General features: G+C 51.0%; 13 protein-coding genes. 10 read left to right on the forward strand and 3 right to left on the reverse strand.

Going from position 1 to position 14897, the window contains the following annotated elements; translation table 11 throughout:
* The first annotated feature begins 66 nt into the window (after positions 1–66).
* From EOE67_RS19185 to EOE67_RS19195, 3 genes are all read left to right on the forward strand, one after another.
* On the forward strand, positions 67–1083 hold the full coding sequence (locus EOE67_RS19185; protein WP_127701009.1) for an ArsJ-associated glyceraldehyde-3-phosphate dehydrogenase: 1017 nt from the start codon (positions 67–69) through the stop codon (positions 1081–1083).
* A gap of 12 nt (positions 1084–1095) precedes the next feature.
* Positions 1096–2349 carry an organoarsenical effux MFS transporter ArsJ gene (gene arsJ / locus EOE67_RS19190; RefSeq protein WP_127701010.1) on the forward strand — a complete coding sequence of 418 codons (1254 nt, stop codon included), beginning with the start codon at positions 1096–1098 and terminating at the stop codon, positions 2347–2349.
* A gap of 133 nt (positions 2350–2482) precedes the next feature.
* A complete protein-coding gene (locus EOE67_RS19195) occupies positions 2483–3040 on the forward strand; it encodes a hypothetical protein (protein WP_127701012.1) in 558 nt (185 codons plus the stop codon).
* Positions 3041–3049: 9 nt separating this feature from the next.
* Here EOE67_RS19195 and EOE67_RS20585 read toward each other — a convergent pair whose 3' ends face one another.
* On the reverse strand, positions 3050–3187 hold the full coding sequence (locus EOE67_RS20585; RefSeq protein WP_164852439.1) for a hypothetical protein: 138 nt from the start codon (positions 3185–3187) through the stop codon (positions 3050–3052).
* A gap of 184 nt (positions 3188–3371) precedes the next feature.
* Between EOE67_RS20585 and EOE67_RS19200 the strand changes: the two genes are divergently transcribed.
* The 4 genes from EOE67_RS19200 to EOE67_RS19215 all read left to right on the forward strand — a co-directional run bounded on the left by EOE67_RS19200 (position 3372) and on the right by EOE67_RS19215 (position 7389).
* The gene (locus EOE67_RS19200) at positions 3372–4268 is read left to right on the forward strand and encodes a LysR family transcriptional regulator (protein ID WP_127701014.1); all 897 of its coding nucleotides are present in this window, start codon (positions 3372–3374) and stop codon (positions 4266–4268) included.
* Positions 4269–4346: 78 nt separating this feature from the next.
* Positions 4347–5453 (forward strand): phospholipase A, encoded by a 1107-nt coding sequence (locus EOE67_RS19205; protein ID WP_127701016.1) that lies wholly within the window; start codon positions 4347–4349, stop codon positions 5451–5453.
* Positions 5454–5541: 88 nt separating this feature from the next.
* Entirely contained in the window at positions 5542–6549 is a 1008-nt protein-coding gene (locus EOE67_RS19210) for an SMP-30/gluconolactonase/LRE family protein (protein WP_127701018.1), read from the forward strand.
* A gap of 120 nt (positions 6550–6669) precedes the next feature.
* Positions 6670–7389, forward strand: coding sequence for a substrate-binding periplasmic protein (locus tag EOE67_RS19215; protein ID WP_164852440.1), 720 nt, complete (start codon positions 6670–6672; stop codon positions 7387–7389).
* Between the two features lie 12 nt (positions 7390–7401).
* Here EOE67_RS19215 and lptG read toward each other — a convergent pair whose 3' ends face one another.
* Entirely contained in the window at positions 7402–8466 is a 1065-nt protein-coding gene (lptG, locus tag EOE67_RS19220; protein WP_127701022.1) for an LPS export ABC transporter permease LptG, read from the reverse strand.
* Complete coding sequence (gene lptF / locus EOE67_RS19225) at positions 8459–9568, reverse strand: LPS export ABC transporter permease LptF (RefSeq protein WP_127701024.1); 1110 nt, start codon at positions 9566–9568, stop codon at positions 8459–8461. The genes lptG and lptF overlap by 8 nt, the downstream gene beginning before the upstream one ends.
* A gap of 310 nt (positions 9569–9878) precedes the next feature.
* Here lptF and pepA point away from each other — a divergent pair, with 310 nt between their 5' ends.
* The 3 genes from pepA (at position 9879) to EOE67_RS19240 (ending at position 14876) form a co-directional block, all read left to right on the forward strand.
* Positions 9879–11387, forward strand: coding sequence for a leucyl aminopeptidase (pepA, locus tag EOE67_RS19230; protein WP_127701026.1), 1509 nt, complete (start codon positions 9879–9881; stop codon positions 11385–11387).
* A gap of 137 nt (positions 11388–11524) precedes the next feature.
* A complete protein-coding gene (locus EOE67_RS19235) occupies positions 11525–11983 on the forward strand; it encodes a DNA polymerase III subunit chi (RefSeq protein WP_127701028.1) in 459 nt (152 codons plus the stop codon).
* A gap of 13 nt (positions 11984–11996) precedes the next feature.
* Complete coding sequence (locus tag EOE67_RS19240; protein WP_127701030.1) at positions 11997–14876, forward strand: valine--tRNA ligase; 2880 nt, start codon at positions 11997–11999, stop codon at positions 14874–14876.
* The last annotated feature ends 21 nt before the right edge of the window (positions 14877–14897 follow it).

A 14897-nucleotide genomic window follows, 5' to 3' on the forward strand; every position in this document is an offset into this window, starting at 1 on the left:
AGTGCGCCGGAGTTGTTGAATGGTCGTTATTGAAATAAAAAAACCAACATTCTTTAAGGATTGAACATGACCATCAAAGTAGGTATTAACGGTTTTGGCCGCATCGGTCGTTTGGCTCTGCGCGCGGCTTTTGACTGGCCGGAATTTGAATTTGTGCAGATTAATGACCCGGCTGCTGACGCCGCAACTTTTGCCCATTTGCTGCATTTTGATTCGGTGCACGGCCGCTGGCATCATGATGTCAGCCATACTGGCGATTTCATGCAAATTCTGGGTAAACAAATCAACGTCAGCAGCAACAAAGCCATCAACGACACCGATTGGTCGGGCTGTGATGTGGTCATCGAATGCTCCGGCAAAATGAAAAGCACAGCGCAGTTACAGGCATATTTGGATCAAGGCGTAAAACGGGTGGTCGTCAGCGCACCGGTGAAAGAAGCCGGTGTACTCAACGTGGTGATGGGCGTGAATCATCATTTATTTGATGCCGCAAAACACCGGATTGTCACCGCCGCCAGCTGCACCACCAATTGCCTGGCACCGGTGGTGAAAGTCATTCACGAAAAACTCGGTATTAAACATGGTTCTATCACCACCATTCACAACTTAACCAATACCCAGTCGATCCTGGATACACCGCACAAAGATTTACGCCGGGCCAGAGCCTGTGGCAGCAGCTTGATCCCAACCACCACCGGCTCTGCCACCGCCATTACCGAGATCTTCCCGGAACTAAAAGGCCGGCTGAATGGCCATGCGGTGCGGGTGCCGCTGGCCAATGCCTCGTTAACCGACTGTGTGTTTGAAGTCGAGCGCAGCACCAGCGCCGCCGAAGTGAATGCGCTGCTGAAAGCCGCTTCCGAGAATGAGCTGTTGCATATTCTGGGTTATGAGGAGCGGCCGCTGGTGTCCATCGATTATAAAACCGACCCCCGTTCCAGCATTATTGATGCGCTGTCGACGATGGTGGTGAATGGCACTCAGGTGAAGATTTACGCCTGGTACGACAATGAATGGGGTTACGCCAATCGCACAGTTGAATTGGCGAAACTAGTCGGTATAGCCGACCAGCCTCAATCATAAGTTGCTAATCCGATGACCCCACTCAACTCAGACATCCGACAATATCTGCTGGTCACCGGCAATTATTGGGCTTTTACCCTGACCGACGGCGCGCTGCGCATGTTGATTGTGCTGCATTTTTACAGCCTGGGTTTTAGTCCATTGGCGATTGCCTCATTGTTTTTGTTTTATGAGTTTTTTGGGGTGGTGACCAATTTAGTCGGCGGCTGGCTCGGCGCGCGGTTGGGTCTGAATAAGACCATGAATATCGGTCTGTTTGTACAGGTTTCGGCGCTGCTGATGTTATTGGTGCCGGCCGATTGGCTAACGGTGATTTGGGTGATGGCGGCGCAGGCGTTGTCCGGTATTGCCAAAGACTTAAACAAAATGAGTGCCAAAAGCTCTTTGAAATTGTTACTGCCTGAGTCAGCCCAAGGCGCTTTGTACAAGTGGGTGGCGATTTTAACCGGCTCGAAAAATGCGCTCAAAGGCGTTGGCTTTTTCCTGGGTGGTTTGTTGTTGAGTCTGTGGGGCTTTACCGGCGCTATTGCCAGCATGGCTGGTTTGTTAGCTCTGGTATGGCTTAGCAGTCAGCTCCTCCTGAAAAAGGACTTGGGCAAAAGTAGCTTTAAGCCAAAATTCAAAGACTTACTTTCGAAAAGCCGCGCCGTTAATCAGTTATCAGCCGCAAGAATGTTTTTATTCGGCGCCCGCGATGTCTGGTTTGTCATCGCCCTGCCACTGTATTTATCCAGCCAATTTCAGTGGAGCCATACTGAAGTGGGCAGCTTTTTAGCGTTGTGGGTGATTGGTTATGGATTGGTGCAAAGTATCGCGCCGCTGATTACCGGTAGTGGCAAAAGCAACAACCCTGGCGCTGGTTCTGATCCGAAAACACTACCCGATGGCAAAACCGCCCTACTGTGGGCCAGCTTGCTGTGCACTATTCCACTGCTGATTAGCGTCGCGATTACCTATTCCAGTGCGCCACTGCTTTGGTTAATTGGCGGATTAATGCTATTTGGCGCCGTGTTCGCGGTTAATTCATCCTTGCATAGTTACCTGATTGTCAGTTACGCCGGTCGTGATGGCGTGTCGCTGGATGTCGGCTTTTATTATATGGCCAACGCGATGGGCCGCCTGATCGGTACTTTACTCTCTGGTTGGGTTTATCAAGCCTATGGGCTGAGCGCTTGTTTGTGGATCTCCAGCAGCTTTTTGTTTGCGACTGTGTTGGTGTCGATTGGATTACCGCGGTTGCAAATCGAGTGTACGAAAGACGCTTGATGCACGCTACATCAGAGGAGCAAAGTTATGTTTTAGCGCATATTTTGATACAAATGAACCCATGACAATGATTGTCCTGACAGCAGATTACCTCTATGGTCAAAGCATCTTCGTTTGCTTTGGAACTGAACCAATGTCCGCCACCCGCCCCAATCAACTGCGTTTTATCGGCGCGTTATTCGTACTGGCATTTATCCTGCTGCATTTAGGGTTGGAATACTTTCAAGGCGGTATTCAAAGCCACCACATTCTGAACCGTGCTGATTTACCAGAAATTTCCAATCTTTGGGGTTTATTACTGCCACTGCTAGCCTGGTTTTTATTAGGCACTTTAGCGAAACGACTGGCGTTATCGAAGGATGCCAATGCCGGGAAAAAAGCACTGCTCGGTGGTTTGGCGGTACTTTGCACCAGTGTGGCGTTGATGGTCAGTTTTAAACTTGATCAATCAACAATCACCGGCCTGATCTTTCAGGGTTTACTGCTAGCCGCGGTGTTTCTGCCATTTTATCGCGCCGAATATTTTCTCAGCGTTGCGCTGGGGATGACCTTTGCCTTCGGTGCAATCTTACCGACAGGCGTCGCCACGGTGTTGGCAATGATCTCGATGATTTGTCAGTGGTTGTTGTGGCCACTGCTGTGCAAGTGCTGGCGTTTACTGCGCCCTGCTGCGGAAAAATCTTCGGCGTAAAAGTTCAGCCTATGCCTTCGGAGCATCGCAACCAGGTTCAGTGCAGCAAACGGGTGCCGGTGCAGGTTCTTGGCGCGCCTTATCAATCACATGCCCTTCGTTTTCTAACAAACCTTTGACGATGGTAAACAGGATCTGGAAAAACATGGTCGCGCTCCTTGTCTGGTGGCGTCATTTGCTGACGAGCCGCCATTCTAGTGCTGCGATTTGCAGTTGATTAGCCACCTTCGCCGCGATACTTTGTTTCCAAAGGGAAACAATCAACCCGCGTTTATTTTGGTAAACTGGCGAACAGGTTCGCTATTTGCTTGGTTAATCAGGAACACATACCTTGTCACTTCTGCAACGACTCAGTGATATGGCCATTTTCGCCAAAGTGGTGGAAAGCGGCAGTTTTACCCAGGCGGCGGCTGCGCTGATGATGTCCAAAGGCGCGGCCAGTAAAGCCATCGCCCGGCTGGAACAACATCTGGCGGTGCGGCTGCTGCAACGTACCACCCGTCAATTAAAGCTGACCGCTGAAGGCCAGGCCTTTTTGAGTTATTGCCAGCAAGTGGTGCGACAGGCCGATCAAGCAGAGCATCATCTGGCGGAACTCAGAGACGAGCCGGTCGGTTCCTTGCGCATCAGCGTCGCTATCACTTACGGCGGCACCGTGATAGCGCCGTTGTTGCCGGAGTTCCTGCAACGTCATCCGAAATTACAGGTCGAACTGGTGCTGGAAGACCGGCTGGTCGATTTAGTCGGCGATGAAGTGGATGTCGCCGTTCGTTTTGGCAAACTGGCCAATTCCAGTCTGATCGCCAGGCCGCTCACCCGTTTACCCATCGTACTGGTGGCCTCGCCTTGCTATCTGGCAACCCATGGCATTCCGCAACATCCGGACGACTTAGCCAAGCATCAATGTATCTCGACCGCGAGTTCTGGCCCGGAAAAGTTCTGGGAGTTTCTGGAACAGGGCAAAACCATCACAGTACCAACCCGCGGCCCGCTGCATACCAATAGCAACCGAGCCGCTAAACCTGCGGTGCTCAATGGGATGGGGCTGATGTTTGTCACCCGTTATCAGGTGGAAGACGAAATTCAGGCCGGTTTACTGGTGCCGGTGCTGACCGACTTTATGCCAGCACCGCTGCCAGTGCATCTGGTGTACCCGCACCGTACTCATATGAAAGCCGGGCTGAAGTTATTACTGCAGTATCTGCAAAGCAGGATTGATCAGCGTTGAAATCCTGGATGTTTTTTAACCTAAGCACCTCGAAATCTGCCACAATCAACCAGATTTTCACCAACTCAGGGACGTTTTATGCCACAGCAGTTGTGGATCCACTTTGCCTTCGCGCTGTCAGCACTCGGTTTTACCCCTTCACTACTGGCGCAAGATGTCAGCAGTTGCCAACAGACGGCGGATCCGGCCCAGCGGTTGGCTTGTTATGACCGGATTTTTGGTGTGGATGCGACCGAAGCAACCAGCACCGCTGAAACGGACATCGAGCTGAAGCCAACCCAAAACGCCATCGCCGCCGATTCGCTGGCTACTGTGAACAGCAGCCGCACCGATGCAGCAGCCGCTGAAGGCGTTGAAGTTGCGACAGTGCTGGATAAATATTGGGAACTCACGCCCGACGAAAAACGTGACCGGTTTGTGTTTCGCACTTACCTGCCGAGTTTCTTTTTACCGGTGCATTACACCTCCAATCTCAATCGCCAACCCAGCACACCGGGTAAACCTGATGGCCCGCGCAATGACAATTACAAAGCGCTGGAATCCAAACTGCAAATCTCGTTACGCACCAAACTCGCCACCGGCCTGTTGCTGCCTGGCGCCGATTTATGGTTTGCGTTTACCCAGCGTTCGATGTGGCAACTGTGGAATCACACTGATTCGGCGCCGTTTCGTAGCACCGATTATCAACCTGAACTGATTTACGTGGTGCCGGTGGCAAAACGTTTTGGCGAGCTTGGTGATGGCTGGCGGGTGCGGATGTTGCAGTTTGGCGTGGCGCATCAATCCAACGGCCAAAGCGACCCTTTGTCGCGTAGCTGGAATAAAATCTATGGTGGTTTGGCGCTGGATAAAGGCAATTTTGGCCTGAATTGGCGTTATCACCAGCGGATCCCGGAAAGTCTGGAAGAAGATGATAACCGCGATTTAATCGACTATATCGGTAGCCATGAACTGACTGCCACCTGGTTACCTGGCGCTGCCACCGCCATGCTGGTCTGGCGCAACGACTTATCCAATTTAAGTCAGGGTTCGTTCCAGCTGGATATGACCTACCCGGTTGACGAAGCCAAGCTCGACGGTCTGCGCTGGCATTTACAGTTGTTCTCGGGTTATGGTGAAACTTTGCTCGATTACAATATCCGTCAGCATAGTGTGGGTTTGGGTGTGATGTTGTTTAATTTCTGAGACGGACTTTATGCTGATTTGGATTTTGAAAGCGCTACCAGTTCAGCAACAGCAATGCTAAGCTCGGGCGCTCAATTGAGGAGCAATCATGATGTCAGTTAGCTTGTTTGGTCTGTTCGCTGCAGGTTTATTAGCAACGACAGCCAGCCCCATTCCTGCCACGCCGGTGAAAAGCCTGCACCCGGAGATGCAGCAAATTGTCGCAAAAGACGCACAGCTGGAAATTCTGGCCGAAGGTTTTCGCTGGGCCGAAGGTCCGGTAGCCGAGCCTGGTAGCGGCGATATTTTATTCTCCGATGTCCCAGCGAATAAAGTCTGGCGCTACAGCGAAAAAAACGGGGTCAGCCTGTATCTATCACCTTCCGGCTACACCGCACTTGATCAGCAGCCGAATTTAAAAGAAGGCGCTAACGGCCTGATTTTTAACTCAAAACAGCAGCTGATTCTGGCGCAACATGGTGATCGGCGCTTGGCTATTCTGGAAAAAATCAGCGGCTCAGATAACCAGCAACAAGGCAAACAACCGCACTATCAAACCTTAATCAGCCATTTTGAACAGCAGCAATTTAATAGCCCCAACGATCTGGTGCAGCACAGCGATCAGTCGTATTTTTTTACTGATCCACCCTATGGTTTAACCGGTGGCGACAAATCGGCGCAAAAACAGCTGAAGTTTAACGGCGTCTATCGGCTGGATGCACAAGGAAAAGTGCAGTTGATCAGTGACATGCTGAGTCGACCAAACGGCCTGGTATTGTCACCGGATGAAAAATGGCTGTATGTAGCGAACTCGGACCCCAAAGCTGCACAGTGGTGGAAGTTTGCCGTCGATGGCAGCAGCGAACCGACGTTGTTTTTTGATGCAACAGCAGCTGCTAAAACCCAACCCGGCTTACCGGATGGTTTAAAAGTGCTGCCGTCAGGTCATCTTCTGGCGACCGGCCCCGGTGGTGTCTGGGTATTTAGCGCCGATGGCACCCATTTAGGCACCATCGCAACCGGCGTGGCCGCAGCCAATGTTGGGTTAAGTCTGGATCGGAAATATTTGTATATTACCGCCAGCAGTTATTTGTTGCGGATCCGATTGCAACCTTAACCACTGCTTTTATTTTGTACAAAAGCTTTGTATCCCGCGCTGACTCTGGCATATTGCCAGTTGTCAGCATTCAGTGGGTTGGTTATGCCGCGGTTAGCATTCACTCTTTTTTGCAGCTTGTTGCTTTTCGGCAGTGCACACGCCACTGCGGACGACCGGCTGACGTTTTATACCGAACACTTCCCACCTTACAATTTTGAACAAAATGGCGCTATTCGCGGTATCAACGCCGACATCCTGACGCAGGCCTGCGTCATCGCTAACATCAAATGTGATATGCAACTTTATCCATGGTTACGTGCGATGGAGTTAGCGCAGAAGAACCCGGCCAGCGGCATTTTTACTATCTCCAGAACCAAATCCAGAGTGCCGTTATTCCAATGGGTGGGCCCGATTGCCTCGTCCACAGCTTATTTGTACCGATTGGCCACCAGGCCTGAAGTCGCAGCTAAAACCCTGGAGCAAGCGAAACAGTTTTCCATCGCCGTGGCGCATGGCGATGTTTATGAAGAGTTTTTACTATCGCAGGGCTTTGAGTACGGGAAAAACCTGATTGAATTTCGTAGCAAATCAGAACCTATCCCGTTATTTATACAAGGTAAAGTAGACTTAGTGATCGGATCCGACATCGTGATCCCAAGCTGGCTGGCCAGCCATCAGCTACCCGCCGAAACAGCGGTACCGGTGATTGAGCTTAATACCACCGGGAACAATTTTCTGGCATTAAATCACGCCGTGCCAATCGAACTTGCCAATCGCTTACAACAGGCCATCGACCAGCTCAAACAAAACGGCAAGTACCAACAAATTGTCGAGTCTTATCAGGGCAAAAACCAATAAAGGGATTAACCGTTATTTTTTCTGCATCAGATAAGTTGCCAAGCCAATAAACAAGGCGCTGGGTAAAATCGCGCCTAGCACCGGCGGTAGCTGGTAAACCAAAGCCACCGGGCCGAATACTTCATTGGCCATCCAGAAACCAAAACCGGTCAGAATGCCCATCAGCACCCGCGCGGCCATGGTGACACTGCGCAGTGGCCCGAAAATAAACGACAACGCCATCAGCATCATCGCCACAATCGTCAGCGGCTGGGTCGCTTTACGCCAAAATGCCAGCTGATACCGGCTGCTGTCTTGCTGATTGCTTTTTAGATAATCTAAATAGCTATTCAAACCTTGTAACGACAACAACTCCGGCTTCACACTCACCACCCCTAACTTGTCCGGCGTCAAACTAGAGCGCCAGCGTTGTTGTGGCCACTGATGTTGCTCGACTTTGTCATCACGAAAATGCAAACGGCTGACTTGCTCCAGCTGCCAGACGCCCGCCACAAACACTGCCGCTTTGGCGTTGACCACCGCTTGCAGCACCAAATCCGGTGAAAATTCATAGATGGTGATATTTTTTAAATCACCGCTGTCGGAAACCTGCTTGATATTGACAAAATCATCGCCGTCTTTGGCCCAAACCCCTTGCTGCGCCGCAAACAAGTTACCGCCGGAAATCGCTTTGGTTTTCAGTTCCCTGGCAAATTTCTCCGAAGCCGGCGCCACCCACTCGCCAACGACCATCACCAGCACCATCATTAACAAGGCGGTTTTCATCACCGAACTAATGATATTAAGCCTGGACATCCCGGCCGCCTGCATCACCACCAACTCGCTGCTGCTGGCCAGCATGCCTAAACCAATCAAAGCACCGATGAGAGCCGCCATCGGGAAAAACAACACGATATCGCCCGGAATACTGAACAAGCTAAACATCCCGGCGGCCAGCATGGTGTAATCGCCGCGATCAACCACCCGCAGCTGATCGATAAAGCGGAACATCCCAGACAACGCCAACAACACCGTTAACGACAACGCCGACGTGGTTAAGATACTGCGGCCAATATAAATATCTAAAATTTTAAGCATGTTCACCCCGGCCAAAAATCCGCGCTTTTAACCGCTGTGCCCCGGCACGGTTTTGCAGGAGCAGTCCAACCGCCAGTAGCAAGACCAGTGCATGCGCCCACCACAGACCAAACGCCAGTGGTAATTTGCCACTTTGCAGCATATTGGTGCCAACGATCAGCAGAATGTAATAGGCTAAAAACACACTCAAAGCGGGTAACAGCCGGCCAAATTTGCCCTGCCGCGGATTCACTTTACTCAGCGGCACCGCCAGCATCATCAGCAATGGAATAGACAGCGGAATGGCCATCCGCCAGTGTAATTCGGCAACGGCTTCGGGAAGTTGTTGTTGCATCAGTTCAGCAGTGGGCAGACTTTTCAGTTTGCGCCGACGCTGTTCGACTTGTTGTTCGCGGATCTGCAAATCGTAACGGCCAAATTCCAGCACGTCATATTGCGGCGCATCCACAGCACCAGCATACCGGCGACCATTACTCAGCACCAGTCGCTGCGCGCCACTGGCGTCTTCCGTCACGGTACCGCTTTGCGCGTACACCACCGAGTGCTGACCACCTTCTTCGGTGGCTTGCTGCGCCAGAAAAACTTTGGATAAAGTATCGCCTTCGCGGCTGATGTCATGGACAAACACCACCGCTTTTTCATTGGAAGTTTGTTGGAAACGGCCAGGGATCAGCGTTGCCAGCCCGGGATCAGAAGAAACCTTTTCCATCAGCTCGTATTCGCGTTCGGCCGACCAGGGGCTTAAATGCAGGGTTAAAGCACCGGCAGCCAGCGCAATCACCATCGATAACGCCAAAGTCACCCTTGCCACATACCATTCACTGATGCCGGTGGCATGCAGCACTGTCATCTCACTTTCAGCGTAGATCCGGCTGTAAGCAATCAAAACGCCTAAAAATGCAGCTAAAGGTAAGATCAGGATCGCCATCTGCGGTAGCTTCAGCGCCACCAGCTCTAACACTAATTGCGCCGGTAGCTCGCCCTCAGAGGCGTCGGCCAGAGTTTTCACAAAGCGCTGACTTAAGATAATGGTGATTAAGATCAGGAACACAGCCAGCTGAGATTTAAACACTTCACCAATCAAATAGCGAAAAACAATCAAAATGCACTCCAAAAACCAGTCTTTTTACTGGCACCCTGACAATTTTTAAGTAAACTGGATGTTTATAGCAATTATTATCGACTAAAGTCCGGTGAAATCCGAGCTTTTTTATCAGCGCACTAAACCTTATACCCAAAATCATTGAAGATGCAGGTAGGCGACAAGTGAGTGAGACCCCAGGAGCATAGCTGTTCTATGTGACTGGGGCGAACAAACGAAGGCAACAACCCTGCAACTTCAAGGATGAAGGGTATAACTGGGCTGAAGCTTGTATCATCCCGACCATCGTCTCTTAGAATCAGGAGTTGACATGGAGTTCAGCGTTAAAAGCGGAAGTCCGGAAAAACAACGCAGTGCTTGTATTGTAGTTGGCGTGTACGAACCACGCCGGTTATCTGCGGTGGCCGAACAATTAGATAAAATCAGTGAAGGTTATATCAGTAACCTGCTGCGCCGCGGCGATCTGGAAGGCAAACCCGGCCAGATGTTGTTGTTACACCATGTCCCGAATGTGCTGAGCGAGCGGGTGTTGCTGGTCGGTTGTGGCAAAGAGCGTGAACTGGACGAACGTCAGTACCGCCAAATCATTGCCAAAACCATCAGCACCTTAAACGAAACCGGTTCGATGGAAGCGGTGTGCTTTTTATCTGAACTGCACGTCAAAGGTCGCGACACTTACTGGAAAGTCCGTCACGCGGTGGAAACCACCCAGGATTGCCTGTATGTGTTTGATAAGCTGAAAAGTAAAAAAGACGAAACCCGCCGTCCGCTGCGCAAAATTGTGTTTAATGTACCAACTCGTCGCGATTTAACCATCGGCGAAAAAGCAGTGGAACATGGCCTGGCCATTGCTGCCGGCATTAAACAATGCAAAGACGTCAGCAATATGCCACCGAATATCTGCACCCCGGCCTGGCTCGCCGAGCAAGCGGTTGGTCTGCATAGCATCACCGACAAACTGAGCATTGAAGTATTAGGCGTGGCCGAAATGACCGCGCTGGGTATGCATTCATACTTAGCCGTGGCCAAAGGCTCGGACAACGAAGCGAAAATGGCGGTGATTAAATACCAGGGTGCGATGGATAACAGCGCGCCAGTGGTATTGGTCGGTAAAGGTTTAACCTTTGATACCGGCGGCATCAGCATCAAACCCAGTGATGCGATGGACGAAATGAAATACGACATGTGTGGCGCCGCTTCAGTGCTTGGTACCATGAATGCCGTCGCCACGCTGGGTTTACCGCTGAACGTGATTGGTGTGTTAGCCGCAGCCGAGAATATGCCGGACGGTAAAGCTTATCGCCCTGGTGATGTCCTCACCACCATGTCAGGTCAGACGGTTGAAGTGTTAAACACTGACGCCGAAGGCCGGTTGGTGCTTTGTGATGCGCTGACGTACGTCGAACGCTTTGACCCGGATGTGGTGATTGACGTGGCAACGTTAACCGGTGCTTGTGTGATTGCCCTGGGCAAACACGCTTCTGGTTTACTCAGTAATCACAATCCGCTGGCGCATGAAATTCTGAACGCTTCCGAGCAAAGTGGTGACCGCGCCTGGCGTCTGCCATTGTGGGATGATTACCACGATCAGCTGGAAAGCCCGTTTGCCGATTTCAGCAACTTAGGTGGCCGCGCCGCCGGTACTATCACTGCCGCTTGTTTCTTGTCGAAATTCACCCGTAAATACAACTGGGCGCATCTCGACATCGCTGGCACTGCCTGGCGCAGTGGCGGTAAAGACAAAGGCGCGACGGGTCGGCCTGTTGCCATGCTGACGCAGTTTTTAATTAACCGGGCAGGTTTGCATCCGGAGAGTTAAGCAACGGCAGATTTGTGATGCTCTGAGGTCGAAAGACTTTGGATAGCTTACTCTAAAATAAACTGGCCCGGACTTCCTGGCCAGTTTTGTTTTTAGCCTGCTGCCGCTACTGATGTAGTAAATAGGAAAGCCATTTGATGCAAGTACAGTTTTATCTGCCAGTCGCTGCTGATCCGGCCAATGCCGAACCAAATGCAGTACAAAATGCCGTTCCACCCATGGTCTGGCAGGCCTGTTTATTATGCGCTGGCTTCTATCGCAACAACCAAAAGGTGTTTGTGTACTGCACAAATCAGCAAGACGCTGAACAGCTGGATGAGGTATTATGGCAGTTCGATGCGCACAGTTTTGTGCCGCATAACCTGGCTGGCGAAGGCCCTGCCCGGGGTGCTCCCATTGAAATCAGCTGGTTGCCACCCAAGAATAGTCGTCAGGTGCTCATCAATTTAACTTCGACGGTGCCGGTTTTTGTCAACCGGTTCAGTCAAATCATCGAATTTGTGCCCCAAGCGGAATCTGATAAAGATATCGCCCGGCAAAAGTATAAACATTATCGCCAGCTAGGTGTGACGCCACAAACCGTCCAGGCCAGCTGAAACAGGTATCGAAATGGAAACGAAATTTAACCCAAGTCAAATCGAACAGGCCATGTATCAGGCCTGGGAAAGTAAAGGCTACTTCAAACCTTCAGGTGACAATTCAAACGGCGCTTATTGCATTATGATCCCGCCGCCAAACGTCACCGGCAGCCTGCACATGGGCCACGCGTTTCAGCAAACCATTATGGACGCCCTGACCCGCTACCAGCGGATGCAAGGTAAAAACACCTTGTGGCAAGTCGGTACTGACCACGCTGGTATCGCCACCCAAATGGTGGTGGAGCGTCAGTTAGCCGCGCAAGGCAAACCGGATCGCCACGCCATGGGCCGCGACGCTTTTATTGAAAAAGTCTGGGAATGGAAAGCTGAATCCGGTGGCACTATCACTGAGCAAATGCGCCGGTTAGGCAACTCGGTCGACTGGGAAAAAGAACGTTTCACCATGGACGATGGCCTGTCGAACGCTGTGCAGGAAGTGTTTGTCCGCCTCTATCAAGACGACCTGATTTACCGCGGCAAGCGCCTGGTGAACTGGGATCCAAAATTACATACGGCTATTTCTGATTTAGAAGTAGAAAGCAAAGAACAACAAGGCCATTTCTGGCACTTACGCTACCCGCTGGCCGATGGCGCTTTAACTGCCGATGGTAAAAATTATTTAGTGGTTGCGACCACCCGTCCTGAAACCATGCTCGGCGATACCGCAGTTGCGGTAAATCCGGATGATGAACGTTATCAGTCATTGATTGGTAAAGAAATTTTGCTGCCGTTGGTGAATCGTCTTATTCCGATTATCGCCGACGAGCACGCTGACAAAGAAAAAGGCTCTGGCTGTGTCAAAATCACCCCGGCGCATGACTTTAACGACTACGAAGTTGGTAAACGTCATCAGCTGGCGATGATCAACGTGATGACCAAAGACGCCACCATTCGCAGTGAAGGCGAGTGTTTCTTTACCAATGGTGAAGAAAACCCGAACCTCAACGCACCAATTCCGACAGACCTCGCGGGTCTTGACCGTTATGCCGCGCGTAAAGCTATTGTTGCTGCTTTTGATGTCGCTGGCTTACTCGACAAAATCGAAGCACTGACCAACACCCTGCCTTATGGCGACCGCTCTGGCGTAGTCATTGAGCCGATGCTGACTGACCAATGGTACGTGCGTGTGGCGCCGATGGCGAAAACTGCGATTGAAGCGGTCGAAAACGGTGACATTCAGTTTGTACCAAAACAATATGAAAACATGTACTTCAGCTGGATGCGCGACATTCAGGACTGGTGTATTTCGCGTCAGCTGTGGTGGGGTCACCGCATTCCAGCCTGGTACGACAATGACGGTAAAGTTTATGTTGGTCGTGATGAAGCCGAAGTGCGCGCTAAACATGGTTTAGCCGCTGATTTCGCGCTGCGTCAGGACAACGACGTGCTCGACACCTGGTTTAGCTCAGCGTTGTGGACGTTCTCGACTTTAGGCTGGCCGGAAAATACCGAAGATTTAAAAACCTTCCACCCGACCGATGTGTTGGTGACTGGTTTTGACATCATTTTCTTCTGGGTTGCCCGGATGATTATGATGACGATGCATTTTGTCAAAGATGAAAACGGCAAGCCACAAGTGCCATTTAAAACCGTGTATGTCACCGGCCTCATCCGCGACGAAAACGGCGATAAAATGTCAAAATCTAAAGGCAACGTTATCGATCCGTTGGATATGATTGACGGCATCAGCCTCGACGATTTACTGGCTAAACGCACCAGCAATATGATGCAGCCGCAGCTGGCCGAAAAAATCGGCAACCAGACTAAAAAGCAATTCCCGGAAGGTATTGATGCCTGTGGTACCGATGCGCTGCGCTTTACCTTAGCCGCGCTGGCCTCGACTGGCCGTGATATCAACTGGGATATGAAACGCTTAGACGGTTACCGCAACTTCTGTAACAAGCTGTGGAATGCCAGCCGTTACGTCACCATGATGACTGAAGGTAAAGATTGTGGCGTGGCAGCTACTGGTGAAAGTACCGGCGAGATGAAACTGTCGTTAGCGGACCATTGGATTTTAAGCCAATACCAGCAAACCGTCGCGCAGTTCCGCCAGTATCTGGATAGCTATCGTTTTGATATGGCTGCCAATACCCTGTACGAATTCACCTGGAACCAGTTCTGCGACTGGTACCTGGAACTGACCAAACCGGTGTTATTTAAAGGTGATGAAGCGCAGCAACGTGGCACCCGCCACACCCTGCTGACGGTGCTGGAATCGTTATTACGCCTGATGCACCCGATTATGCCGTTTATCACCGAAGAGATTTGGCAGCGTGTGGCCCCGATGATCCGCACTGACTTAAGTGCAGGCGACAGCATTATGCTGCAGGCTTATCCGGAAAGTGACACGACGCTGGTCAACGATAACGCCGCTTCGGATATCGAATGGGTGAAGAACTTTATCGTCGCCATCCGGAATATCCGCGGTGAGATGGACATAGCGCCAACCAAACCATTGCCGTTATTACTGCGTAATTTATCAACAGAAGACAGCCGTCGGTTAGAGCAAAACCAGGCTTTATTGCTGAATCTGGCCAAGCTCGACAGCATCACAGTGCTAAGCACCGTCGATACCGCGCCAGCTTGTGCCGCGCAGCTGTTAGGCAGCATGGATTTATTAATCCCAATGGCAGGTTTGATTGATAAAGAAGCTGAACTGACCCGTATTGCCAAACAGCTGGAAAAAATGCAGCAAGAAGCAGCGCGGGTTGCCGGTAAACTGGCCAACGAAGGTTTTGTTGCTAAAGCACCGGAAGCGGTTCTTGCAAAAGAGCGTGAAAAACTGGCGGATGCAGAAGCGGCAATTGTGAAGTTACTGGCACAGCAGGCGGAAATCGCAGCACTGTAAGCTTTTGGTTATTAATAATTA

The organism is Rheinheimera riviphila (genome assembly GCF_004005945.1).
Lineage (GTDB): Bacteria > Pseudomonadota > Gammaproteobacteria > Enterobacterales > Alteromonadaceae > Pararheinheimera > Pararheinheimera riviphila.

Bases quoted from the DNA above. Each gene is read 5' to 3' on its own strand.
- EOE67_RS19240 (WP_127701030.1), top strand. From the start codon at position 11,997: ATGGAAACGAAATTTAACCCAAGTCAAATCGAACAGGCCATGTATCAG.
- arsJ (WP_127701010.1), top strand. From the start codon at position 1,096: ATGACCCCACTCAACTCAGACATCCGACAATATCTGCTGGTCACCGGC.
- EOE67_RS19210 (WP_127701018.1), top strand. From the start codon at position 5,542: ATGATGTCAGTTAGCTTGTTTGGTCTGTTCGCTGCAGGTTTATTAGCA.
- EOE67_RS19195 (WP_127701012.1), top strand. From the start codon at position 2,483: ATGTCCGCCACCCGCCCCAATCAACTGCGTTTTATCGGCGCGTTATTC.
- EOE67_RS19205 (WP_127701016.1), top strand. From the start codon at position 4,347: ATGCCACAGCAGTTGTGGATCCACTTTGCCTTCGCGCTGTCAGCACTC.
- lptG (WP_127701022.1), bottom strand. From the start codon at position 8,466: ATGCTTAAAATTTTAGATATTTATATTGGCCGCAGTATCTTAACCACG.
- EOE67_RS19235 (WP_127701028.1), top strand. From the start codon at position 11,525: ATGCAAGTACAGTTTTATCTGCCAGTCGCTGCTGATCCGGCCAATGCC.
- EOE67_RS20585 (WP_164852439.1), bottom strand. From the start codon at position 3,187: ATGTTTTTCCAGATCCTGTTTACCATCGTCAAAGGTTTGTTAGAAAAC.
- EOE67_RS19185 (WP_127701009.1), top strand. From the start codon at position 67: ATGACCATCAAAGTAGGTATTAACGGTTTTGGCCGCATCGGTCGTTTG.
- pepA (WP_127701026.1), top strand. From the start codon at position 9,879: ATGGAGTTCAGCGTTAAAAGCGGAAGTCCGGAAAAACAACGCAGTGCT.